The organism is Aquitalea sp. FG25 (genome assembly GCF_057809375.1).
Genome location: NZ_JBMDJV010000028.1, coordinates 27,221 through 49,658, shown reverse-complemented (window position 1 = coordinate 49,658; position 22,438 = coordinate 27,221). Strand labels below are relative to the sequence as shown.

Sequence of the window (22,438 nt, the reverse complement as noted above, 5' to 3'; positions counted from 1 at the left end):
TCAAGCCTTGATCGCGGTAATGGTCGGAACAATCTGATCCAGCGCCACGGTCTGCTGTGCCGCTTCTGCACGCATGGGCTTGACCACGGCCTGACCTGCCGCCATTTCGTTTTCACCGATGATGACGGCAAATTCTGCACCGCTGCCATCGGCCTTTTTCATTTGCGATTTGAAACTGCCTTCACCCAAATGCTGGATGACTGACAAACCGGCACCCCGTAGCTGCTGTGCCAGTTTCATGGCATACACAGCGGCACCATCGCCCTGCTGCACGATGTAAACATCCACGCTGCGTGCCGCCGGCAGTAGACCCTTGTCCTGCAACAGCAGCAGTACGCGCTCCAGGCCCATGCCAAAACCAATGCCAGGGGCGGGTTTGCCACCCAGCTGTTCAATCAGGCCATCGTAACGGCCACCGGCACAGACCGTACCCTGTGCGCCCAGCTCGGTAGTCACCCACTCGAACACGGACTGGTTGTAATAATCCAGGCCACGTACCAGGCGAGGATTCTCGACATAGGCGATGCCCAGCGCGGCAATCATCGCCTTCCAGCCCTCGTAATGGGCGCGTGATTGCTCGCCCAGATAATCCGACAGGCGCGGCGCATTGTCGGCCATGTCCTGCAATGCCGGATTTTTGGTATCCAGCACGCGCAGCGGGTTGGTATACAGGCGGCGCTTGCCGTCTTCATCCAGAATGTCGACAAAGCCTTCCAGATAGGCAATCAGTGCCTGACGATGGGCCGCGCGTTCTTCGGCATTGCCCAGCGAGTTGATTTCCAGACGGACATACTGGCTCAGGCCAAGGCGCTGCCACAGGTCTGCCGTCATGGCGATGATTTCGGCGTCGATATCCGGGCCGGCAAAGCCCAGCGCTTCGATACCCATCTGGTGGAACTGGCGGTAGCGGCCTTTTTGCGGCTTTTCGTGGCGGAACATCGGGCCCATGTACCACAGCTTCTGCGTGGTGTTGTACAGCAGGGTGTGTTCCACCACGGCACGCAAGGTGCCTGCCGTCCCTTCAGGACGCAGCGTCAGGCTGTCGCCGTTGAGGCTGTCGACAAAGGTATACATTTCCTTTTCGACCACATCGGTCACTTCGCCAATGGCCCGGACAAACAACGGTGTGGTTTCTACAATCGGCGTACGGATATTCTGATAGCCGTAATCGGCCAGCAGCTTGCGCAATACACCTTCAAAAAATTCCCACTGGTACGACTCGGCGGGCAGCACATCATTCATGCCCTTGATTGCCTGCAATTTTTGCGCCATTTGATTACGTTTTCTTGCTATTCGGTTGATCTTGTCGCTACGTGGCCGCTTGCGGCCTTAGCGTTGCGCGACGATCGGAATGGTGCGGCTGGCCGTTACTTCACGGCGCTTGCTGCCACCCTCGCCAAAACGGCTGTGAACATAGTTGTCCACCAAAGCCTTGAATTCCGCCGCGATACTGTCGCCCTTCAGGGTGACATCCTTCTGGCCATCCACATACACCGGTGCCACGGGCACCTCTCCGGTGCCGGGCAGGGAAATGCCGATGTCGGCGAGCTTGCTTTCGCCCGGGCCATTCACCACACAGCCCATCACCGCCACCTTCATGTCTTCCACACCCGGATACTGCAAGCGCCAGATAGGCATCTGCTCGCGCAGGTAGCTTTGGATCTGGTCGGCCAGCTCCTGGAAGAAGGTGCTGGTGGTGCGACCACAGCCAGGACAGGCCGTCACCAGCGGGGTGAAGCTGCGCAAACCCATGGTTTGCAGCAATTCCTGCGCGACCACCACTTCGCGGGTACGGGCTTCGCCCGGCTGCGGGGTCAGCGAAATACGAATGGTGTCGCCAATGCCTTCTTGCAACAAAATGGCCAGCGCTGCCGATGAAGCCACAATGCCCTTGCTGCCCATACCGGCTTCAGTCAGGCCCAGGTGCAAGGGGAAGTCACAGCGACTACCCAGATCACGATAAACGGTGATCAGGTCCTGCACATTGCTGACCTTGCACGACAGCAGGATGTTATCTGCCGGCAGGCCAAGCTCCATCGCCTTGTCGGCCGATTCCAGCGCCGACACGATCAGCGCTTCGCGCATCACCAGTTCCAGCGGCAAAGGCTGGGGTTTGCGATTGTTTGCGTCCAGCATGCGGGCCAGCAGCACCTGATCCAGGCTGCCCCAGTTGACCCCGATGCGCACCGGCTTATCCAGCTCCGCCGCTGTGCGGATCATATAGGCAAACTTGTCATCCCCCTTGGCACCCTTGCCGACATTACCGGGGTTGATGCGGTATTTGGCCAGTGCACGCGCGCAGTCCGGATATTCCTTGAGCAGGCGCTCACCATTGAAATGGAAGTCACCCACCAGTGGGACATCGCAGCCCATGTCATCCAGCCGCTGACGGATTTCCGCCACGCGCGCAGCCGCTTCCGGTGAATTAACCGTGATGCGTACCAGCTCGGAGCCGGCCTGGGACAACTGATAAACCTGTTCTACGGTGGCGATGGCATCTGCCGTGTCGGTATTGGTCATGGACTGCACCACAACCGGCGCATCCGAGCCTACCAAGACATGCCCCACACGTACCTGACGGGTGGGGCGTCGCGCGATATTCACGCTATTCATGCAACAATCCGCATTTACTTGAGTTCAATTTTGGCGGTAGTACCGCGAATCTTGTCCGTCAGATCGACGGCCTGTCCGTTAAAGCTCAACTGCACCTGCGCCGCATTGCCGATTTTCAGCTGGAACGGCGGCGTACCACTGATTTCCTTGCTGGCGCCTGCTTCCAGCGTGCCAAATTGCAGTTTCTTGCCGGTGGCGTCAATCACCGAGATCCACGCGGCCTGCTTGGCACTGAGGCTGATCTTGCCCGAGGCGGCTGCCGATACGGCATCCGCAGCACTTGCCGTACTGGCCTGTGGCTTGCTGATAGCCGGGGCTGGCTGCGTCACCACCGCCGGGGCCGATGCGACCGGCTGCACCGTGGCCGTTGGCGCAGCTTGCGGCGCAGAAGCCGCCTCATTCTGCGGCAAGGCTGCGCTGGAGGCGGCTGATGCCGAAACTGCCGATGCGGCTTGTTCTGTCAGCATGGGTTGCAGCGTCGGGCTGCTTGCAGCTACCGGCTTGTCCGGCCTGCCAGCAAACCAGGCTGCCACGGCGATAACCACCACGGCCACCGCCAACAATCCCAGCCATTTCCCCGCCTTGCCACCAGCGGCTGCCGGAGGTGGAACCCGCGACAGGGGCGATGCCGTGCCAGAAGGGTCGGCCTGTTGTTCATGCTTGACCAGGTTGACCACGTCATTGACTGCCGACGGAAAATGCTGCTCCAGCCTGGCCATCAACGGCTCCGGATCCAGCCGGAGAAACCGCGCATAATTCCTGACAAAACCACGGACAAACGTTGCACCGGGCAATTGCTGGAAGTCATCGTGTTCAATGGCTTCCAGTTGCCGGATAGAGAGCTTCAGCCGGTCTGCCACTTCACCCAGACTCATGCCAGCACGCTCGCGCGCTGCTTTCAACGCAGTGCCGACACCCAGGCCGGCAGGCTGGCCATTTGCGTCCTGTTCCATCTTCAGCTTCCGCTTAACAACAGTTGTGTTTCTCTGGAGTCCGGGTATCGGTTTTTCAGCACGGCGGAATACTCCGCCTCATGCGCCCGGTCTCCCCCTTTTCTGGCAATCTGCACGCCCAGCCACAATACATCGGCCTCCAATGGCGCGTTGCCTGCCGCCTGCTGCAGGCGAGAGAAATAAAAGGACGCCAGCTTGGCATTGCCCAGCTCCAGATGCAAGGCTGCCAGCTCACGCAGTGCAGGCAAATAATTGGGAACAAGCCGTAAAGCCGTCAGCAGATAGTCATTGGCCTGGGTCGTTTCACCCAGCTTTACGCTGCAACGGCCCATGTTCAGATAGGCCGTTTGTGGTGTCTGATACAGCGGATTGCTGATTGCCTTGGCCAGATAGTCCATTGCCTGTCGCGGGCGATCATGCTCGCACAGAAACTGGCCATAGTTGTTATTGGCTTCCGGACTGGAGGGATCGACCTGCAATGCCTTCAGAAAGTTCTGCTCCGCATCGGGATCCAGATGCATCAGACTGAAGATATAGCCACGCGTCAGGTAAGCGCCGACAAAGCTGCCATCCGCTTCGACGGCTTCGTTAGCCGATTCCAGCGCAACCGGCAAATTGCCGAGTGAAGCATATTCAACGGCCAGCTGGCTGCGGATTTCCGCCAGTTTCCGGTTGGCCGGCGCGGCGAATGAGACACAGGAATACGCCAACAGGCTCACTGCCATCCACATTCGCCACGTGATCATTCGTCATTCTCCTGAGCGATCTGCATCCATTTGACCTGACGGCGGGTCTTGTCCATCACCTGCCCTGCCAGTTGCCCGCAAGCGGCATCAATATCGTCACCACGGGTCTTTCTTACGGTAACCACGTAGCCCTGCTCCTGCAACATTTCCCGGAAAATCCGGATTGCATTATTGCTGGAGCGATCGTACCCCGAATTCGGGAAAGGGTTAAACGGAATCAGGTTGAACTTGCACGGCACATCCCGCACCAGCTCCAGCAGCTGGCGGGCGTGCTCGGGGCGGTCGTTGATGCCGTCCAGCATCACGTATTCAAAGGTAATGAAATCGCGCGGAGCCTTTTCCAGATAACGCTGGCAGGCGGCCATCAACTCCTTGAGCGGATATTTTTTGTTGATGGGGACGATTTCATCCCGAATGGCATCGTTGGGAGCGTGCAGGCTGACGGCCAGCGCCACCGGACAGGCTTCACGCAGACGGTCCATTTGCGGCACCAGGCCGGAGGTGGACAGCGTCACGCGGCGGCGGCTGAGGCCGTAGCCGTGGTCGTCCAGCATGATTTGCAGCGCACTGACCACATTGTCGAAGTTGGCCAATGGCTCGCCCATGCCCATCATCACCACATTGGACACTACGCGTTCGTTTTTCGGGGTAATCCCCATGGCCTTGTTGGCCCACCACAGCTGGCCGATGATTTCGGCGGTGCTGAGGTTGCGGTTGAAACCCTGGCGGCCGGTGGAGCAGAAGGTACACTCCAGCGCACAGCCCACCTGAGATGACACGCACAAGGTGCCACGGTCGTCTTCCGGAATGAACACGGTTTCCACACCGTTGCCGGTGCCGACGTCGAGCAGCCACTTGCGGGTACCATCACTGGACGCCTGCCCGGTCATCAGCGATGGCACGCGTACCTCGGCCCGCTCGTGCAGCTTGGCACGCAGGCTCTTGGCCAGGTCGGTCATCGCGTCGAAATCGTCTTCGCCCATCTGGTGCATCCAGCGCATCACCTGCTTGGCGCGGAAGGGTTTTTCACCCATGGCGGCAAAGTGTTCGGTCAGCTGGTCCAGATTGAAGTCGAGCAGGTTGGTTTTCATGCAGTCCTCGGTAAAACAGCGGCAGCCACAGGGCTGCCGCCAGATACATCCATTACGGCAAATCGAGATTAACGGGAGTAAATCTCGGAAGCGGCAAAGAAGTAAGCCACTTCGATGGCAGCGTTTTCTGCGCTGTCGGAGCCGTGTACGGCGTTAGCGTCGATCGATTCGGCGAAGTCGGCGCGGATGGTGCCGGCGTCAGCTTTTTTCGGATCGGTAGCGCCCATCAGTTCGCGGTTTTTGGCGACGGCGTTTTCGCCTTCCAGAGCCTGGATCATCACCGGGCCGGAAACCATGAAATCAACCAGGTCCTTGAAGAAAGGACGTTCTTTGTGCACAGCGTAGAAGCCTTCGGCTTCAGCGCGGGACAGTTGCTTCAGCTTGGCTGCAACCACTTTCAGACCGGCGGATTCGAAACGGTCGTAGATCTTGCCAATCACGTTCTTGGCGACGGCATCCGGCTTAACGATGGACAGGGTACGTTCAATTGCCATAAAAATCTCCCAAATACTCCCAAATAACAGAACAAGTGGCTAAACTAGGCTTTAGTTTATCCACTCGGGTTACGCAATTCTGAGGAACCCGATATTTTACCAGCCTTTTCAAGCCTCTGCTGCATAAAAATTCAAGGCCATGACAGAACAAAATCAAGGGCAGGACCCCGGCACCGGGCCGGATGAAAAAGACCTCAACAGCAAGCTGAAAAAGCGCCTGGCGATTGCCGGCGGTCTGGTTGCCGTGGCACTGGCAGCCATTCCGGTACTGGATGGCATGAAAAAGCCCAAGGTTGAAATGACTGCCAGCACACCGGCAGGCAGCTCGGGCAAGATTGTCAATCCAAGTTCTGCACCAGCGGCAGAGGCTCCCGTCGCGGAAGCGGCCCCAGCCAGCGCCCCGGTGGTGGAGGCCAGTGCACCGCTGACGGATGCCGGGATATCACCATCGCCGGCCGCGCCCCTTGCCGCCCCCCCGCAAACCCCGGATGTCAGCAAAACACCGGCAGTGGCCAGTGCCAAGCCGGTATCACCGCCGGTTTCCCACCTGCCCGCCAGCAAGCCTGCAAGCAAAACGGCCACCGGTACGGGCACTACCAGCCCAGCCGCCGCCCCTCTGGCAGCTGCGCCCCATGGTGCTGCCAGCAAGTCGGCTCCGGCAGTTGCCGCACCACAACCCGCTGCCACCACGGTAGCCACTGCCGAAACCACACCGCTGGCCCAGAGCGTGTCGCCGGTCAAGGCCAAGCCAGAAGGCAGTTCGCTGGGCTACAAGCTGCAGCTGGGGCTGTTCTCCAGCACCAGCAATGCGGAAAAACTAGTGAAAGAGCTGAAAGCCAAGGGCATTGAGGCACATACCGAAACCCGCGTACAGCTTGGCCCGTTCAAGAACCGCGCCGAAGCCGACGAAGCCATGGTCAAGCTGCGCAACCTTGGCTACACCCCGCTGCTGGCACCCGCCGGGCAATAGGTCTTTCTTCAGCACAATACAGGCCCGCCATCGCAAGATGGCGGGCTTTTACTTGTCTGCCAGCAAGAAAAATGGGCAGCCAAGGCTGCCCGGGAGCGTCGCTCAGCGGATGCGAGAAACCACTACTTGACTAGGACTGGCACAGCCGGGCGAGCAACTAGCCTAGTGTCGGCATGGCAAACTCCGCCGCCTGCACACCACCCGCCGGCCAGCGACTGGTAATGGCCTTCATGCGGGTATAAAAACGTACCCCTTCCGGGCCATGCATGTGATGGTCGCCAAACAAGGAGGCTTTCCAGCCACCAAAGCTGTGGAAGGCCATCGGCACCGGAATCGGGATATTGATGCCCACCATGCCCACCTGGATGCGCTGGCTAAATTCGCGGGCGGCACCACCGTTACGGGTGAAGATGGCAGTGCCGTTACCATAGGCATGCTGATTGATCAGCCGCACCGCAGCATCAAAACTATCCACCCGCACCACGGCCAGCACCGGGCCGAAGATTTCTTCCTGATAAATGGTCATGCCCGGCGTGACGTGATCGAACAGCGTGCCGCCGATGAAGAAACCTTCCTCGCAGCCCGGCACTACCAAGCCACGGCCATCCACCACCAGCGTGGCCCCTTCGGCCTCGCCCTGGGCAATATAGCCGCTTACCTTGTCCAGATGCTGGCGCGTCACCAGCGGGCCCATTTCAGCCTTGGGGTCGGTGCCGATATTGATACGCAGCTGGCGGGTGCGTTCGGCCAGCCGTGCCACCAGAGCGTCGGCGATGTCACCCACCGCCACCGCCACGGAAATAGCCATGCAGCGTTCGCCCGCCGAGCCGTAGGCTGCACCCATCAGCGCTTCGATGGTCATGTCCAGATCGGCATCCGGCATCACCACCATGTGGTTCTTGGCACCGCCCAGTGCCTGCACGCGCTTGCCATGCGCGGCACCGGTTTCATAGATGTAACGGGCAATCGGGGTGGAGCCGACAAAGCTGACTGCGGCCACATCAGGATGGGTGAGCAGGCCGTCCACTGCCAGCTTGTCGCCTTGTAAGACATTGAACACACCATCAGGCAAGCCCGCCTCTTTCAGCCATTCGGCCAGCAGCAGCGCAGCGGACGGGTCGCGCTCGGAAGGCTTGAGGATGAAGGTATTGCCACAAGCCAGCGCCACCGGAAACATCCACATCGGCACCATGGCCGGGAAGTTGAACGGCGTGATGCCCGCCACCACACCCAGCGGCTGGCGCATGGTCCAGGCATCCACGCCGGTGGCTACCTGCTCGGTGTATTCGCCCTTGAGCAGCTGCGGAATGCCGCAGGCAAATTCCACCACTTCCAGCCCGCGCTGTACTTCGCCCTGGGCATCGGATTCCACCTTGCCATGCTCGCTGGAAATCACCGCCGCCAGCTCGCGCTGACGCTCTTCCAGAATGCTTTTGAAGCGGAACAGAATGCGCGAGCGCTTGAGTGGCGACAGCGCAGCCCAGGCCGGGAAGGCGGCATGAGCCGCAGCTACCGCAGCCTCAACGTCGGTGGTTTCAGCCAGGATCACTTCGGCCTGCGGTCGGCCCAAGGCCGGATTGAACACGACGCTACGGCGCTGGGCGGCACCAGCGCTACGCTGGCCATTAATGAAATGCGGAATCTGCAACATGGTTTCTCCTTGCGCGGGCAAGCCGGGGGCCTGCCTGTCGTCGGTCGGCATCAAAATGGAATCAGGTGGTGGATGGATTTGCTGCGGCCCGCTTGCACAGGCAGGCCGGGCCGCTATGCGTCAGTCAGGCAGTTGCAACAGCCATTCGTGCTGTGGGTCGTTGCGGAAACACCATTGGCGCTTGGGCCCGGCCATCACGTTCAGGTAATAGGATTGGTAGCCATAGGGCACACATACCGGATGATAGCCACGCGGCACCATCATCACGTCGTGGTTTTCCACCGCGTGGGATTCATCCAGGCTGCGGTCATCGGTATACACGCGCTGAAAGGCAAAGCCCTGCGGCGGGTCGATACGGTGGTAGTAGGTTTCTTCCAGCACGCTTTCTGTCGGCAGGCTGTCCATGTCGTGCTTGTGCGGCGGGTAGCTGGAAGAATGGCCGGACGGGGTGATCACTTCCACCACCAACAGGCCGTCGGCTGGCTCGGTTTGCGGCAGGATGTCGGTGACGTAACGGGTGTTGGCACCCTTGCCACGGACACTGCGCTGCATGCTGGCAGGCGCAATCAGCCGCACTTCGCGCCCCGGCTGGCCGGGTGCCGAGCACAAGGCCACTTCTGCCGGGGTCAGTGCGGTGATGGTAAGGGGTTCTCCCGCCGGGACATACACCGCCCACGGGGCCAGATCGTCAAACACGCTGCTGCGCTCGCCCAGGCTGTCCCAGTATTGGGCACCCGCTTGGACGGCGACTTTGCCAGTCAGCACCACCAGGCAGCATTCGCGCCCGGCGTCCTGCCAGCTTTCCTGTTCGCCTACCTCCAGCCGCACGGCGCGGAAACCGACATGCTCCCACCCGGCACTGGCCGGGGTGATGTCGGCAATTTCGCGCCCCTTGCCTGCCTTGACCAACAAGCTCATGCCACATTCCTTTCTTGCTGATTGATGGCCGCCACCAGGCCGGACAGGGTGCGATAGCCCTTGTCGGCATATTCGTAGCTGGGTGCCACCACCGGGTCCTGCTCGGCCTCCACCACCAGCCAGCCACGGTAATCGTGCGCGGCCAGCGTGTGCAGGATGGCGGCAAAATCGATGCAGCCATCGCCCGGCACGGTAAACGCACCGTTGATCACTGCCTGCAAAAAGCTCCAGTTGCCGTTCCAGGCCTGCTTCACCACTTGCGGGCGCACATCCTTGCAATGCACATGCACCACGCGGCGGATGTGCTTGTTCAGTACGGCCAGTGCATCGCCACCGGCGAAGGTAATGTGGCCGGTATCAAACAGCAGGCCGACTTCCGGGCCGGTGACGGCCATCAATTGGTCGATGTCCTGTGCGGTTTCGACATAGGCTCCCATGTGGTGGTGGTAGGCCAGCGTGATACCACGCGACTGCAAATGGCGGGCAAACTCGTTCAGCCGCGCGCCATAAGCCAGCCATTGCTGCTGGCTGTTAAAGCGCGGGCGCTTGTACAAGGGCTGCGGCTGGCCCTGGATGGCGCTGGCCACCTCGCCATACACCATCACCTTGCAGCCGTTGTGCACCAGCAGTTGCAGGTGTGGCTCCACGCGGCGGATCTCGTCTTCCACGCTGCCCTCGGCCAGCAAGCCGGAATGCCAGCCGGATACGCACTCCACGCCATAGGGCTGCAACACGGCGGCCAGTGCCTGCGGATCGCGTGGAAACTTGTTGCCCAGCTCGAAGCCTTGATAACCGATGCGCGCGCCTTCGCGCAGAATGGTGTCCAGCGTCACCTCACCGCCCAGCGAGGGCAAATCGTCATTGCACCAGGAAATGGGGTTGATGCCGATTTTTACCTGAAATGGCTTGTTCATGCTGTTCTCCCGGCGGCTTAGCGCGGTTGGCGGCGGCTACGCCAGATGTCGATCAGGGTTTCGAAGTTGCTGCGGGCGGCGGCAATCAGCCCGGCATCGTCCAGTTCACCGGCCAGCCAACGCTGCGACGGTTCGTGGAACAGCGTACGTCCCACCATGAAACCACGGCAGCTGCGGCTGGCGGCGGCATCGGCAAAGCCCTGACGCAATACGTCGACAGCGGCATGCAGGCCCAGCAACACCACGCCACGGCAGTAGGGGTCGCGTTCGGCCAGCAGTGCATCTACCGCCAGCCATTGCGTGGCCGACATGGATTCCAGTTTCCACCACTCCGGGTAGATGCCCAGGTTGTAAAAGCGCTTGAGCGCGCGCAGCACGGTATCTGGCTGTTGCGGCAGCTTTTTCGATGGAATGACTTCCAGCAGCAGTTCGTGGCCGCTCAGTTGCGCCGCCTCGTAAATGGCACGCACCTGGGCTTCCTGCTCCAGCCGGTTTTCCAGGGTGTCGTCCGGGTGGTACTGCACCAGACATTTGATGATGTGTTCCTGCGGCCAGCTTTCCAGCCGCGCGGTGGCAGTGCGGCCACGATCGAACTCCAGCGGATTGGAGCCCGGCAGCTCCACCGGGCGGCCTATCCACCAGCCACGCCCGGTGGCCGCATACATGGCGTCCTCGCCGTAGCGGTCGTCCACCAGGATGCCGATATGACCTTGCAATTGCAGTGCGCTTTCGGTTTCGGCAACGGCCTTAACCAGCAAGCTTTTCAGGGTGGAAATGCGCGCCTCGTCCGCCCCGCTTTGTCGCGCCAGCTCGAAAAACTGGTTGCGGTGATCGAAGGCAAACACGCACAGGTCATCCCACTGCTTGCGCTTGATGCTGACCCGATGCAAGCGGCTGAGGGTGGCATCGTCACCCGGACGCAGCGATGTTTTTTCCAGGCCGAGGAAATAATCCAGTTCCGCCGTGGTGGGCATGGCTGGCGAGCAACCGTGGCGCGACACCACCAGCGCGCCGCAGGCATTGGCGCGGGTGCAGCACCAGCCGTAATCGCGGCCCTGTAGCCAGCCGGACAAGAAGCCGGACAGGAAGGCATCGCCCGCCCCCAGCACATTCATCACCTCAACCTGCGCACCCTTGACCGAGAACGCATCCTCGATGCGCGCCGGAATGGCCGCCGGAATAACCGCGCAGCCCAGCGGGCCACGCTTCACCACCAGGGTGGCCTGCGGGGCCAACTGGCGCACGGAGGCCAGGCTGGTGAGCAAATCATCCGAGCCACCGGCGATATTGATTTCTTCTTCCGTGCCGACAATCAGGTCAAATAGCGGCAATACCGACTGCAAATGCGCGGTCACCCCGTCGCTGGCGATATAGCGCTCTTCACCATTGCCCTTGCCGGTAATGCCCCACAGCACCGGGCGATAGTCGATATCCAGCACGGTGCGCACATCATGCTGCCGCGCCAGCGCCAAGGCCTTGCGGCTGGCAGCATTCACCTTGGCGGTGGAAAAGTGGGTGCCGGTAATCAGCAGCGCCTTGCTGGAGGCAATGAAATCTTCATTGATATCGGCTTCTTCCAGCGCCATATCGGCACAGTTTTCGCGGTAGAACAGCAGCGGGAAGGTATCGCGGTCCTTGATGCCCAACAGCACCAGCGCGGTGAGGCGTTCCGGGTCCACCTTCACCTGGCTGACATCGCAGCCCTCGGCAGACAGGGTTTCCAGCAGGAAGCGGCCCATGTGTTCGTCGCCCACGCGGGACAGCATGGCGGACTTCACCCCCAGCCGGGCGGTGCCGAAAGCAATATTGGCAGAGGAGCCGCCCAGATAGCGGGCAAAGCTGCTGGCGTCTTCCAGCCGGGCTCCCAGTTGGCGGGCATACAGGTCGATGGCCAGCCTGCCAAGGCAGATCAGGTCCAGCGGTCGGTCGGCAGCAAAATGTGTGGTGTTTTGCATGGTGTGCATTCTATGTCTCGTTGAGTGGCTGTCCGCCGCTGCGGCCCGCCTCCACCCGCCCGGGGAAGTGTGCCGTCAGCCTTATCGGTGAAGTCCAGCATAAAACGGTGGCATTACGAATGCAACTTTTTTTTCGTATTTATTTTCTATTAGAAATTATTTTCCGAAAAATGTTTTTGTTGTGCCGCTGTTTCACTCTAAAATGACGCCATTCAGACTGCCGGAAATTCTTACCATGACCAAGGAAATGAGCGCCGATCAGCTCATGCAGCGCATTGCCGAGGAATACGAAGACCTCAGCAAGCAGCTGAAGGTGATTGCCAAATATATAGAAGAGCACCGCCAGACCCTGGTACTGGAACGCATTACCGACATCGCCCAAGCCTGCGAGGTACAGCCCTCCGCCATCGTGCGCTTTGCCCAGCGCTTTGGCTTCAGCGGTTTTTCCGACATGCAGACGGTGTTTCGCGATTCTTTTGCCCCGGCAGGTGGCAATGTCAACAATTACCAAAAGCGTATCCGCAGCGTAATTGCCACGCAGGACACGCCGCTGAGCAATACCCAGGTAACGCAGAACTTCATCACCGCCTGTCAGCAGGGGCTGGATGAGTTGTCGCAAGCGCTGGACCCGGTGGCCATCGACAAGGCAGTGGAGCTACTGGTGAAAGCCGACAACATCTATGTTGTTGCCGTGCGGCGCATGTTTCCGATTGCCAGCTATATCAGCTATGCGCTGCAACATACTGCCAAACGGGTGCATCTGGTCTCTGGCCTGGGCGGCATGTACCACGACCAGATCCGCAGCATTCGCGAAAACGACCTGCTGATTGCCATCAGCTTTCAGCCTTACGGCAAGGAAACCCGCTACTGTGCCCGGGTGGCGGCGCAAAACAAGGCCAGCCAGTTGGTGATTACCGACAGCCAGCTCAGCCCGCTATCGCGCAATGCCGACGCAGTGCTGACGGTGAAGGAAGGCACCGCGTTTTCCTTCCGCTCGCTCACCAGCACCATCAGCCTGTGCCAGGCGCTGTTCATTGCCCTGTCTTACCGCCTGGAGCTGGTGATTGAAGAGACCCGCGACGCCGGGGCTTACGACGACTGACCAGCAAGGACGACATAATCAGCATGGCACCCGCCAACTGGCTGGCGCTCATGCCGCTGCCAAACCACCACCAGGCCATCAGGGCTGTCCATACCGGCTCCAGCAGCAGGATGAAAGCCGAACGCTGCATCGGCACCCGTGCCTGCGCCCAGCCCTGCAGAAAGAAACGCCCACAGGTGGCCAGCAGGATGCTCACCAGCAGCCAGGCCACCACCCCGGCGCTTAACCGGGTTGGCCAGTGTTCATAAAACAGGCTGCCAGCAAAACCGGCCAGCCCCGCCAGCAGCAGTTGCAAGGCAGTCAGCGATAGTGCCGGGGCCTTGGCACCCGCCCGGCCATTCAGATTGAGAAACACCGACATGGCCAGGGCCGAGGCCAGAAACAGGCAATCCGCCGCCTCCAGCTGCCAGCCACCATGCAGTGCCATGGCCGCCACGCCCAGCGCCGCCAGCGGCATGGCCCACAGCGTCTGCGCCAGCAGCACGGTGCCAAACATCAACCGGGCCAATACCGGTGCCAGCACCACTCCCAGACTACCGATGAAAGCGCCAACCCCCAGGTTGTTACTCAATTGCAGGGCCAGCATCCACAGCACCATGGCCAGCGCCAACATGGCCGCGCTCCACCAACTGGTGGAGTGCAAGCGCCACGGCAAGGGCTGAGCACGCAAGCGTGCCAGTACCGCCAGCACCACTCCGGCGCTGGTAAAGCGCACCCCCAGAAACAGCAGCGGCGGCATGCCGCGCAACACTTCCTTGGAACACAGCCAGCCAAAGCCGGCAATCAGGGTAACCAGTAGCAGGGAGGCTTCCGCCAGACCAGGACGTACAGCACGATTCAAAAGCACGACACCTCTCACAAGAACAAAAAACGGGAAGGCTAGCCTTCCCGATCAACACCCTGCTGAGAGATTCTTGCTGCATTGCCATGCCGCATGCGGACAGCCGGGTGTGACTCCAGCGACAGTTTAACTGTTGCCACACCCGCTGTGTGATGCCGGGCGATTAGCTGCGGCGATTACGCTGGCGGTATTGGTCCGCCACCACGGCCACCACAATGATGATGCCTTTGACGATTTCCTGGTAATAGGCGTCGATACGCAGGAAGGTGAAGCCGGACGTCATGGTGCCCAGAATCAGCGCGCCAATCACCGTGCCGGTAATCTTGCCCAGGCCGCCATTGAGCGAGGTGCCGCCAATCACGGCGGCGGCAATGGCATCCAGCTCGTACATCATGCCCATGCCAGCCTGACCGGACACCGCCCGCGCCGAGGTAACCACCCCGGCCAGGCCAGACAACAAGCCTGCCACGGTGTACACCAGAATCAGATGACGATTGACATTGATACCTGCCACACGGGCGGCGGCACGGTTGGCACCAATGGCGTAGGTGTATTTGCCGTAACGGGTATAACTCAGCACGATGTGGAACACCAGTGCCGTCACCAGGAAGATGATGATGGGGTTGATCCCGGCACCGATGGCGGCATAGTTGTCCGACAGCATGCTGATGGGTTCACCCTGGGTGTACCACTTGGCCAGACCACGCGCCGTCACCATCATCCCCAGCGTGGCGATGAAGGGCGGAATGGCCGTTTTGGCAATCACGGCACCGTTGATCAGCCCGCACACCAGCCCCACCAGCAAACCGGCCGCCAGCGGTGCAATCACCGGCAGATCAGTCAGCGAAGGGAACACCGCGCGGGCAAAGTCCGAAGTTTGCGCCAGGCTGGCCGACACCATGGCGGTGAGCGCCACCACCGAGCCGGAGGACAAATCAATGCCGCCCATGATGATGATCTGGGTGACACCCACCGCGATGATGCCGATCACCGACACCTGCAGCACCATCACGATCAGTCTTTCCTTGTTGGCGATGAAGCTTTGGCCGACAAACAGCCAGCCCAACAGTTCGAATATCAGGGCCACGCCCAGCAGCACCATGAAGATGCGTGCTTCGGCGGGGATCTTGAACCTGAATGCACCGGACTTGGTGGATTTGCCCAGCGGCTGCGTATTGCTGATAGCCATCTTGTCTTCTCCTGCTGTTATTGTGCTTTGCTTGGTTGGCGGCAGTGTCAGCCGGCAGCCAGTGTCATGATGCTGACCTGGGTGGCATCGGCGCGGTCGACAATGCCGGTTACCCTGCCCTCGTGCATCACCATGATGCGGTCGCTCATGCCCAGTACCTCGGGCAGCTCCGACGAAATCATGATCACCGCCACGCCCTGCCCTGCCAGTTTGCAGATCAGCTTGTGGATTTCGGCCTTGGCGCCCACGTCGATACCACGGGTGGGTTCATCCAGGATGAGGATTTTCGGGTTGGTCAGCAGCCAGCGGCCAATCAGCACTTTTTGCTGGTTGCCGCCGGACAGATTTTCAATGCGCTCGTCCAGATTGGGGGTTTTCACCCGCAAGGTGCCGGACATGGTGCTGCACATGGCGTCCAGCGCTTGCTGGCGCACAAAGCCGGCTTTGAGGTTGTCGCCGCCCAGCACCGAAATCTGCATGTTTTCCTGAATGCTCAGATTAAGAAAACAGCCGGTGTCCTTGCGGTCTTCAGTGAGAAAAGCCATGCCGTGCTGCATGGCGGTGCGCGGCGAATCCACCGTCACCGCCTGGCCATTGATGCGGATCTGGCCGCTACTGGCCGGGCTGACGCCAAACAGGGTTTCCGCCACATTGCTGCGGCCAGAGCCGATCAAGCCTGCCACGCCGAGGATTTCCCCCTGGCGCACGGAAAAGGACACATCGTGGAACACGCCATCCAGGGTGAGGTTTTCCACCTCCAGCGCCACCTCGCCAATCGGGACGACGGTTTTGGGGAACATCTCGGTGATTTCGCGCCCCACCATCATGCGGATCACTTCATCATGAGTCAGCTGTTCCACCCGCTTGCAGCCGATGAAATGGCCGTCACGGAATACCGACACCTCGTCGGCAATTTCAAACAGCTCGTTCATCTTGTGGGTGATGTAGATGATGCCCTTGCCCTGCTCGCGCAGCATGCGCACGATGCGAAACAGATGGGCGACTTCGTGCTCGGTCAGCGCCGAGGTGGGTTCGTCCATGATCAGCACGTCGGAGTTGTACGACACCGCGCGGGCAATCTCCACCATCTGGCGGCTGGAGATGCTCAGGCTGGCCACCTTGGCTTCCGGGTCCAGCTCGATGGACAGCCGGGCAAACAGCTCGCGGGTCATCTGGTACATCTTGGCGTGGTCGATCAGGCCAAAGCGGTTTAGCGGTTCGCGGCGGATCCAGATGTTTTCCGCAATGCTCATGAAGGGCATCAGGTTGAGTTCCTGATGAATCATGGCAATGCCGTTTTCCAGCGCGTCCAGCGGCGAAGTCAGCGCGATTTCGCGGCCATGCAGCTGGTAGCTGCCCTGGTCCGGGGTATACACCCCAGCCAGAATCTTCATCAGCGTGGACTTGCCCGCGCCGTTTTCACCCATCAGCGCATGCACGGTACCGGCACGCAGGCGAAAGGACACATCATCCAGCGCCACCACACCGGGAAAGGCCTTGCGTACACCTTCCACTTCGATCAGCAGCTGTTCCGCCTCCACAGGCTGCGGGCGAACGGCTAGCGGTTTTTCCGGGGCCAGACTCAACATGGCTTGCTCTCCTCCTGGTCTTGTGCGGAGCAGGGCTGGCCTGCTCCGTCAGCATCAGCTTCAGTTGCGTGTCTGGTAGTTCTTCAGATTGGCCGGGGTCACCAGTTCGAACGGCACCCAGATCATCGACGGCAGCTTTTCACCGCGTGCCAGCTTGAGGGCGGTATCCACCGCACCCTTGCCCTGACCGGCGGCATTCTGGAACACGGTCACTTTCAGCTCACCGTTCTTCATTGCGGTGAGGGCATCCTGGGTGGCATCCACGCCGGATACAATGGTTTTGTCCAGACGCTTGGCGGATTTGAGTGCCTGAATGGCACCCAGGGCCATTTCGTCGTTATTGGATACCACGGCATCAAACTGTACGCCGGCGCTCAGCCAGTTCATCATCAGGTCGCGGCCATCGGTGCGGGACCATTTGGCGGTTTGTTTTTCCACAATCTTGATGCCGTTACACGGGGCCTTGGCAATCACGTCTTCCACATCCTTGGTGCGCTGGCGTGCGGCCTGGTTGGCCAGATCACCCATCATCACCACGATATTGCCCTTGCCCTTCATCAGGCGGCACACCTCTTTCATCTGCACGGTGCCGGATTCGGCCTCGTTGGAGCCGACAAAGGCCACCTTGGCGGGCAGGGTCTTGTCAGCCGGCATACGGTTTACATACACCAGCGGGATGCCAGCGCTCTGGGCCAGCTTGGTGATTTTCGGGGTGGCATCGGTATCCACCACGTTGACGATGATGGCGTCCACTTTCTGGGCAATGAAGTTTTGTACCTGGCTAAGCTGACGGCCTACATCGTTTTGCGCATCTTCAAACTGGATGTCCACGCCCTTCTGGCTGCCGGCATAGGTTTTCATGTTATTGCGCAGCACGGTAAGGAAATTGTCGTCAAAGGCGGACATGGTCACGCCCAGTTTGGCGGCGGATGCCGGCATGGCCAGCATGGTGAGGGAAAAGAACACTGCGGAACCGGCAAGCTTGGTGATGCGTTTCATTGGTGCGTCTCCTGTCCTTATGGTGTGGGTTCGATCCCGACATGCCGCCGCCCGCTTATGTTGCAGTGCAATGCGAAGCGCATATCGTGTTGTCGTGCAGCTAAGATAAGTGAGCGTGTTCAATATTGCAAATAAAATTTCATGCTGCAATGCATGTAGAAATTTATTTCTATATTTTGATTTGATACCTACTGCCAATCCACCATGCCATACCGGATAAAACATGCAACAAGATCATGATAAAAAAGGCATTTCTGGCAAAAACAGCACAGAGAAATGAAAACAGCCATGCGCAAAGGCATGGCTGCTGGCAGTAGTAACTGTGGTGGTGATGTCAATCCGGCTCAGGCCAGCACCGGCTGGCGCAGGGCCGTACACAGGGCCGCCAGGTAGTCGTAACCTTTCTTGGCATATTCATAGCTGGGCGCCAGCGCCGGGTCCTGTTCGGCTTCCACCACCAGCCAGCCACGGTAACCATGGCGCTGCAAGGTGGCCAGGATGGGGGCAAAGTCGATCATGCCGTCGCCCGGTACGGTAAACACGCCCTTGAGCACTGCATCCAGAAAACTCCAGTTTTCCGCCTTCGCCTGTTGCATTACCGCCCGTCGCACATCCTTGCAATGCACATGCACCACCCGGTCCACATGCTTGAGCAGCTCGACATAGGCATCGCCCCCGGCAAAGGTGATGTGGCCGGTATCAAACAGCAGGCCCACATCCGGCCCGGTGAGGGACATCAGCAAGTCCAGGTCGGCACTGGTTTCGCAATACGCCCCCATGTGGTGGTGATAAGCGAGAGTGATGCCCTTGCCCTTCAGCCAGGCGCCAAACGCGTCCAGCCGCGCGGCGTAATCCTGCCATTGCTGTTGACTGGTAAAGCGCGGGCGCGCTGACAAGGGCGTTTGCTGCTGGACCTGCACCGAACCGGCCACCTCGCCATACACCAGCACCTGGCAACCGTTGAACACCAGCTTGTCCACATGGGCAGTAGCTGCCGCGATTTCATCCTCCACCGAGCCCTCGGCCAGATGGCCGGAGTGCCAGCCGGATACAACTGCCACATCGTATTCAGCCATCTTGTCCCGCAGCGCCTGCGGGTCCTTGGGAAACTTGTTGCCCAGCTCGAAACCGGCATAGCCGATTTCTGCGCCTTCTTGCAGGCAGGTTTCCAGCGGAATATGCCCGCCCAGCTGCGGCAAGTCGTCGTTGCTCCAGGAAATGGGGTTGATGCCGATACGCACGTCAAATTGCTGCACTGTCTCACTCCTTATATATGTGTAATTGCTGTGCTACAGCCGCTGACGCAAGCGGGCTTGCTCATAATCGGCACGGGCGCTGCGTACGGCCTCACGCTCGGACACCTCCGGAATGCCCACTTCCCACCAGCTGCCGCCTTCCGGGGTGCATTGCGGGCCATCAATCCGCAGCTGGATCAGATAGCTGCGGCTGGCGGCGCGGGCACGGACCATGGCCGCCAGCAGCTCGGCCACCGAACCGACGGTTTCGGCCTCAGCCCCCAGCGAGCGGGCATTCTGGGCGAAGTCGATTTGCGGGATGCCGTGTTCGCCGTGCAGGCAGTCGGCCAGCATATTGTTGAAAGGCGCACCGCCGCAGGCTTGCTGCAAGCGGTTGATACAGGCGTAGCCAGCATTGTCCAGCAGCACCACGATGAGCTTGTGACCCAGCATCACCGAAGTGGCCAGCTCATTGTTCAGCATCAAATAGCTGCCATCGCCCACCATCACGATAACTTCGCGCTCTGGCCGGGCCATTTTCACGCCCAGGCCACCGGCCACTTCATAACCCATGCAGGAAAAGCCGTACTCCATGTGATAACCACCGGGCGTACTGGTGCGCCACAACTTGTGCAGCTCGGCTGGCAGCGTACCGGCAGCGCACACCACGATGTCGCGTTCGGCGGAGTCCGCTGCGGAGGCCTGCACCGCACCGATAGCCTCGGCATAGGTGGGAAGGCTGGCACGCGGGCTGCGCACAATCTCGTCCACCTGCCGACGCCAGCCATTGCACAGGCGCTGGCTGTGGGCAGTCCAGTCGGCATCCGCCTGCCAGCCTTCCAGCACTGCACTCAGCGCGGTCAGCCCGACGGCGGCATCGCATTGCAGGCTGTGGCCACCCCATTTGATGGCATCAAAACCATTTACATTGATGGACAACAGCGTGGCTTGGGCATACAGCGTGTGCGAGCCAGTGGTGAAGTCCTGCAAGCGGCTGCCCACGGCCAGCACCAAATCTGCCTGCTCGGCCAGTTCATTGGCGGCCGGAGAGCCGGTGACGCCGATGGAACCGGCCTGCAGCGGGTGATTCCAGCTCAGCGCGCCCTTGCCCGCCTGGCTTTCGCCCACCGGAATGCCGTGCCGTTCGACAAACTGCTGCAATGCGGCTGCCCCGCCCGCGCTATACAGCACCCCGCCACCGCAGACGATGAGCGGGCGCTTGGCCTGGCGCAACAGACTGGCCAGCGCCGCCAGTTCGACAGGTTCGGGCTGAGGCTGGCGGAAATGGATGTCGCGTTCGGCAAAAAAGGCTTCCGGCCAGTCAAAGGCTTGCGCCTGCACGTCTTGCGGCAAGGCCAGCGTCACCGGGCCGCACTGCGCCAGGTCGGTGAGGGTGGCAATGGCGCGCGGCAAGGCGGTCAGCAGCTGGGACGGCACCACGATGCGGTCGAAATAGCGCGATACCGGCCGCAGGCAATCCACCGCCGACACACCGCCATCCTGAAAATCTTCCACTTGCTGCAATACCGGGTCCGGCGCACGCGAGATGAATACATCACCCGGCAGCAACAGCATGGGCAGGCGATTGACATGGGCCACCGCCGCCGCTGTCACCAGATTGGTACAACCGGGGCCGATGGAGGTACTGACCGCCATCATGCGGCGGCGAAAATGCGCCTTGGCGTAAGCCGTGGCGGCCAGCGCCATGCCTTGCTCGTTGTGGGCGCGCAAGGTGGGCAGCACATCTTGCGCGGCCTGTAAGGCTTCGCCCAGACCGGCCACATTGCCATGGCCGAAGATGGCCCATACCCCACCGAACAGCCGCTCGCGGCTGCCGTCCGGCAGGGTGACAAACTGCGCAGCCAGATAGCGCACCAGCGCCTGGGCCACGGTGAGACGTACGGTTTTCACATCCATTCTCCAGGGGGCGATGACGCCAGCTGACCGGGCGGTGCCAGCAGGGCGTGATCGAGAATAAGGAACAGCTTGCCACTACGATATAAGATTTCCGAACTATTGCAAATTATTTTTCATTTTAATTTTATTTTGAAAAACAATTTCCGCAAAACAAGCCACGCCTGCTTAGGGGGACAGATAGGGCGAAGCTGACATGTTCTCTGCCAGATACAGGCGGAATTCTGCCGGTCCGACTTCCCTGCCCTGCGGCAACACTTCCAACGCCGCCAGTACATGTTGCAGGGCCTTGATGGCCTGGCCATCCGGGTCCTGGTCGATTACCACGTCCAGCAGCCCTTGCTGCAGATAATGGCGATGGTCGTCCGACAGCTCGTGCGTTACCCAGCACACCTTGTCGTGAATGGCATAGCGGCGCAGCGCGGCTTCAATGCCGGGTGAGCCCGCCCCGCTGTTGTAGATACCGGCAATCGGCTGGCCTTGTTTGAAAGCATGGCTGACAGCGGCATAGCAGCGGTCGGCATCGTCATGGGTGGCGGTGGCCACCTGATCACATTGCAAATGGGGAAAGCCCTGTGCCAGCACCTCGGCACAACCACTGGCCCGCTCCAGATGGCCACGGTAGTCCGGACGGCTGGACAGCAGCAGCACCCTGCCCGGCTGACGACACAGGCGGCCCAGCAGCCAGCCTGCCGTGCGCCCGGCGGCATGATTGTCGATGCCGACATAGCGCGCCTGCGGCAGCCCAGCCACATTGCTGACCACCAAGGCCACCTGCTCGCCGCGCTGCATGGCTTGCTGTAATGCCTCCCGTACAGCCGGGGTATCCGGTGCCGCCACAATCAGGCCTTGCCGTGGGTATGGCCGGGGACGCAAGGCGCGCACCATGGCGGCTTCATCTTTTTCACCCAGCGTTTGTTGATGCACCACCACCCGGCGGTCCAGCAGCGGCAGCGCCTGTTGCAAAGCTTGGCGCAGTCGGCGGAAAAAGGGCGAGGGGTTATCTGGCAACAGGATATCGAGATGGATCAGCCCGTGGCGGGTATCCGGCAACAGCCGTGGCACCGCCAGCTCGCGCGCGGCGGCCACCACCTTGGCGCGCGACTGGGCTGATACGCTGCCACGCTCGTTTAGTACCCGATCCACCGTGGCCACGCTGACCCCGGCCTGAGCGGCAATTTCAACAAAGCGGGCCGTTTTCTTGCGGCGTGGCGGCTGGCTCATGCGCATTTCCTCTGGCTTCCATCACCGTGGCAATCGGCCC

19 protein-coding genes are annotated in these 22,438 nt (G+C 60.5%); 2 read left to right on the top strand and 17 right to left on the bottom strand.

What is annotated here, in order from left to right:
* From hisS to ndk, 6 genes are all read right to left on the bottom strand, one after another.
* A complete protein-coding gene (gene hisS / locus ACODR9_RS20515) occupies positions 1–1,272 on the bottom strand; it encodes a histidine--tRNA ligase (RefSeq protein ID WP_488811832.1) in 1,272 nt (423 codons plus the stop codon).
* Positions 1,273–1,329: 57 nt separating this feature from the next.
* Positions 1,330–2,613 carry a flavodoxin-dependent (E)-4-hydroxy-3-methylbut-2-enyl-diphosphate synthase gene (ispG, locus tag ACODR9_RS20510; protein WP_488811830.1) on the bottom strand — a complete coding sequence of 428 codons (1,284 nt, stop codon included), beginning with the start codon at positions 2,611–2,613 and terminating at the stop codon, positions 1,330–1,332.
* 14 nt (positions 2,614–2,627) lie between these two features.
* On the bottom strand, positions 2,628–3,566 hold the full coding sequence (locus ACODR9_RS20505; RefSeq protein WP_488811828.1) for a RodZ domain-containing protein: 939 nt from the start codon (positions 3,564–3,566) through the stop codon (positions 2,628–2,630).
* Positions 3,567–3,568: 2 nt separating this feature from the next.
* On the bottom strand, positions 3,569–4,312 hold the full coding sequence (gene pilW / locus ACODR9_RS20500; RefSeq protein ID WP_488811826.1) for a type IV pilus biogenesis/stability protein PilW: 744 nt from the start codon (positions 4,310–4,312) through the stop codon (positions 3,569–3,571).
* Entirely contained in the window at positions 4,309–5,403 is a 1,095-nt protein-coding gene (rlmN, locus tag ACODR9_RS20495) for a dual-specificity RNA methyltransferase RlmN (RefSeq protein ID WP_287877177.1), read from the bottom strand. Before rlmN ends, pilW begins: the two co-directional genes overlap by 4 nt.
* A gap of 68 nt (positions 5,404–5,471) precedes the next feature.
* Positions 5,472–5,897, bottom strand: a complete 426-nt coding sequence (ndk, locus tag ACODR9_RS20490; RefSeq protein ID WP_159878740.1) for a nucleoside-diphosphate kinase — start codon at positions 5,895–5,897, stop codon at positions 5,472–5,474.
* A gap of 139 nt (positions 5,898–6,036) precedes the next feature.
* On the opposite strand from ndk, the gene ACODR9_RS20485 reads away from it, so the two are divergent.
* Positions 6,037–6,867: an SPOR domain-containing protein gene (locus ACODR9_RS20485; protein ID WP_488811823.1), complete on the top strand. Its 831-nt coding sequence runs from the start codon at positions 6,037–6,039 to the stop codon at positions 6,865–6,867.
* A 157-nt stretch (positions 6,868–7,024) separates the two neighbouring features.
* On the opposite strand, the gene ACODR9_RS20480 is transcribed toward ACODR9_RS20485, so the two are convergent.
* The 4 genes from ACODR9_RS20480 to ACODR9_RS20465 all read right to left on the bottom strand — a co-directional run bounded on the left by ACODR9_RS20480 (position 7,025) and on the right by ACODR9_RS20465 (position 12,314).
* Positions 7,025–8,518 carry a CoA-acylating methylmalonate-semialdehyde dehydrogenase gene (locus ACODR9_RS20480; protein ID WP_488811821.1) on the bottom strand — a complete coding sequence of 498 codons (1,494 nt, stop codon included), beginning with the start codon at positions 8,516–8,518 and terminating at the stop codon, positions 7,025–7,027.
* A gap of 120 nt (positions 8,519–8,638) precedes the next feature.
* Positions 8,639–9,436: a 5-deoxy-glucuronate isomerase gene (gene iolB, locus ACODR9_RS20475; RefSeq protein ID WP_488811819.1), complete on the bottom strand. Its 798-nt coding sequence runs from the start codon at positions 9,434–9,436 to the stop codon at positions 8,639–8,641.
* Positions 9,433–10,350 (bottom strand): myo-inosose-2 dehydratase, encoded by a 918-nt coding sequence (gene iolE / locus ACODR9_RS20470; RefSeq protein ID WP_488811817.1) that lies wholly within the window; start codon positions 10,348–10,350, stop codon positions 9,433–9,435. Before iolE (ACODR9_RS20470) ends, iolB begins: the two co-directional genes overlap by 4 nt.
* Before the next feature lie 17 nt (positions 10,351–10,367).
* Positions 10,368–12,314, bottom strand: coding sequence for a bifunctional 5-dehydro-2-deoxygluconokinase/5-dehydro-2-deoxyphosphogluconate aldolase (locus ACODR9_RS20465; RefSeq protein ID WP_488811815.1), 1,947 nt, complete (start codon positions 12,312–12,314; stop codon positions 10,368–10,370).
* 226 nt (positions 12,315–12,540) lie between these two features.
* Here ACODR9_RS20465 and ACODR9_RS20460 point away from each other — a divergent pair, with 226 nt between their 5' ends.
* Positions 12,541–13,407, top strand: coding sequence for a MurR/RpiR family transcriptional regulator (locus ACODR9_RS20460; RefSeq protein WP_488811813.1), 867 nt, complete (start codon positions 12,541–12,543; stop codon positions 13,405–13,407).
* Here the strand turns inward: ACODR9_RS20460 and ACODR9_RS20455 are convergent.
* The 7 genes from ACODR9_RS20455 to ACODR9_RS20425 form a co-directional block, all read right to left on the bottom strand.
* On the bottom strand, positions 13,337–14,248 hold the full coding sequence (locus tag ACODR9_RS20455; protein ID WP_488811811.1) for a DMT family transporter: 912 nt from the start codon (positions 14,246–14,248) through the stop codon (positions 13,337–13,339). The two genes, ACODR9_RS20460 and ACODR9_RS20455, sit on opposite strands and share 71 nt — an antisense overlap.
* A 163-nt stretch (positions 14,249–14,411) precedes the next feature.
* Positions 14,412–15,437, bottom strand: a complete 1,026-nt coding sequence (locus ACODR9_RS20450) for an ABC transporter permease (RefSeq protein ID WP_488811809.1) — start codon at positions 15,435–15,437, stop codon at positions 14,412–14,414.
* Between the two features lie 47 nt (positions 15,438–15,484).
* Positions 15,485–17,026, bottom strand: coding sequence for a sugar ABC transporter ATP-binding protein (locus ACODR9_RS20445; RefSeq protein WP_488811807.1), 1,542 nt, complete (start codon positions 17,024–17,026; stop codon positions 15,485–15,487).
* A 60-nt stretch (positions 17,027–17,086) separates the two neighbouring features.
* Positions 17,087–18,025, bottom strand: a complete 939-nt coding sequence (locus tag ACODR9_RS20440) for a sugar ABC transporter substrate-binding protein (RefSeq protein ID WP_488811805.1) — start codon at positions 18,023–18,025, stop codon at positions 17,087–17,089.
* Between the two features lie 344 nt (positions 18,026–18,369).
* Positions 18,370–19,281 carry a myo-inosose-2 dehydratase gene (gene iolE, locus ACODR9_RS20435; protein ID WP_488811803.1) on the bottom strand — a complete coding sequence of 304 codons (912 nt, stop codon included), beginning with the start codon at positions 19,279–19,281 and terminating at the stop codon, positions 18,370–18,372.
* A gap of 33 nt (positions 19,282–19,314) precedes the next feature.
* On the bottom strand, positions 19,315–21,171 hold the full coding sequence (iolD, locus tag ACODR9_RS20430; RefSeq protein ID WP_488811801.1) for a 3D-(3,5/4)-trihydroxycyclohexane-1,2-dione acylhydrolase (decyclizing): 1,857 nt from the start codon (positions 21,169–21,171) through the stop codon (positions 19,315–19,317).
* 171 nt (positions 21,172–21,342) lie between these two features.
* A complete protein-coding gene (locus tag ACODR9_RS20425) occupies positions 21,343–22,398 on the bottom strand; it encodes a LacI family DNA-binding transcriptional regulator (protein WP_488811799.1) in 1,056 nt (351 codons plus the stop codon).
* Positions 22,399–22,438 lie beyond the last annotated feature (40 nt).

What these genes read in the sequence shown, in the direction of transcription:
- hisS (WP_488811832.1), bottom strand. Translation starts at nt 1,272, where the DNA reads ATGGCGCAAAAATTGCAGGCAATCAAGGGCATGAATGATGTGCTGCCC.
- rlmN (WP_287877177.1), bottom strand. Translation starts at nt 5,403, where the DNA reads ATGAAAACCAACCTGCTCGACTTCAATCTGGACCAGCTGACCGAACAC.
- pilW (WP_488811826.1), bottom strand. Translation starts at nt 4,312, where the DNA reads ATGATCACGTGGCGAATGTGGATGGCAGTGAGCCTGTTGGCGTATTCC.
- ACODR9_RS20480 (WP_488811821.1), bottom strand. Translation starts at nt 8,518, where the DNA reads ATGTTGCAGATTCCGCATTTCATTAATGGCCAGCGTAGCGCTGGTGCC.
- ACODR9_RS20485 (WP_488811823.1), top strand. Translation starts at nt 6,037, where the DNA reads ATGACAGAACAAAATCAAGGGCAGGACCCCGGCACCGGGCCGGATGAA.
- ACODR9_RS20460 (WP_488811813.1), top strand. Translation starts at nt 12,541, where the DNA reads ATGACCAAGGAAATGAGCGCCGATCAGCTCATGCAGCGCATTGCCGAG.
- ndk (WP_159878740.1), bottom strand. Translation starts at nt 5,897, where the DNA reads ATGGCAATTGAACGTACCCTGTCCATCGTTAAGCCGGATGCCGTCGCC.
- ispG (WP_488811830.1), bottom strand. Translation starts at nt 2,613, where the DNA reads ATGAATAGCGTGAATATCGCGCGACGCCCCACCCGTCAGGTACGTGTG.
- ACODR9_RS20425 (WP_488811799.1), bottom strand. Translation starts at nt 22,398, where the DNA reads ATGAGCCAGCCGCCACGCCGCAAGAAAACGGCCCGCTTTGTTGAAATT.
- iolE (WP_488811817.1), bottom strand. Translation starts at nt 10,350, where the DNA reads ATGAACAAGCCATTTCAGGTAAAAATCGGCATCAACCCCATTTCCTGG.
- ACODR9_RS20440 (WP_488811805.1), bottom strand. Translation starts at nt 18,025, where the DNA reads ATGAAACGCATCACCAAGCTTGCCGGTTCCGCAGTGTTCTTTTCCCTC.
- ACODR9_RS20450 (WP_488811809.1), bottom strand. Translation starts at nt 15,437, where the DNA reads ATGGCTATCAGCAATACGCAGCCGCTGGGCAAATCCACCAAGTCCGGT.
- ACODR9_RS20445 (WP_488811807.1), bottom strand. Translation starts at nt 17,026, where the DNA reads ATGTTGAGTCTGGCCCCGGAAAAACCGCTAGCCGTTCGCCCGCAGCCT.
- ACODR9_RS20465 (WP_488811815.1), bottom strand. Translation starts at nt 12,314, where the DNA reads ATGCACACCATGCAAAACACCACACATTTTGCTGCCGACCGACCGCTG.
- ACODR9_RS20505 (WP_488811828.1), bottom strand. Translation starts at nt 3,566, where the DNA reads ATGGAACAGGACGCAAATGGCCAGCCTGCCGGCCTGGGTGTCGGCACT.
- iolB (WP_488811819.1), bottom strand. Translation starts at nt 9,436, where the DNA reads ATGAGCTTGTTGGTCAAGGCAGGCAAGGGGCGCGAAATTGCCGACATC.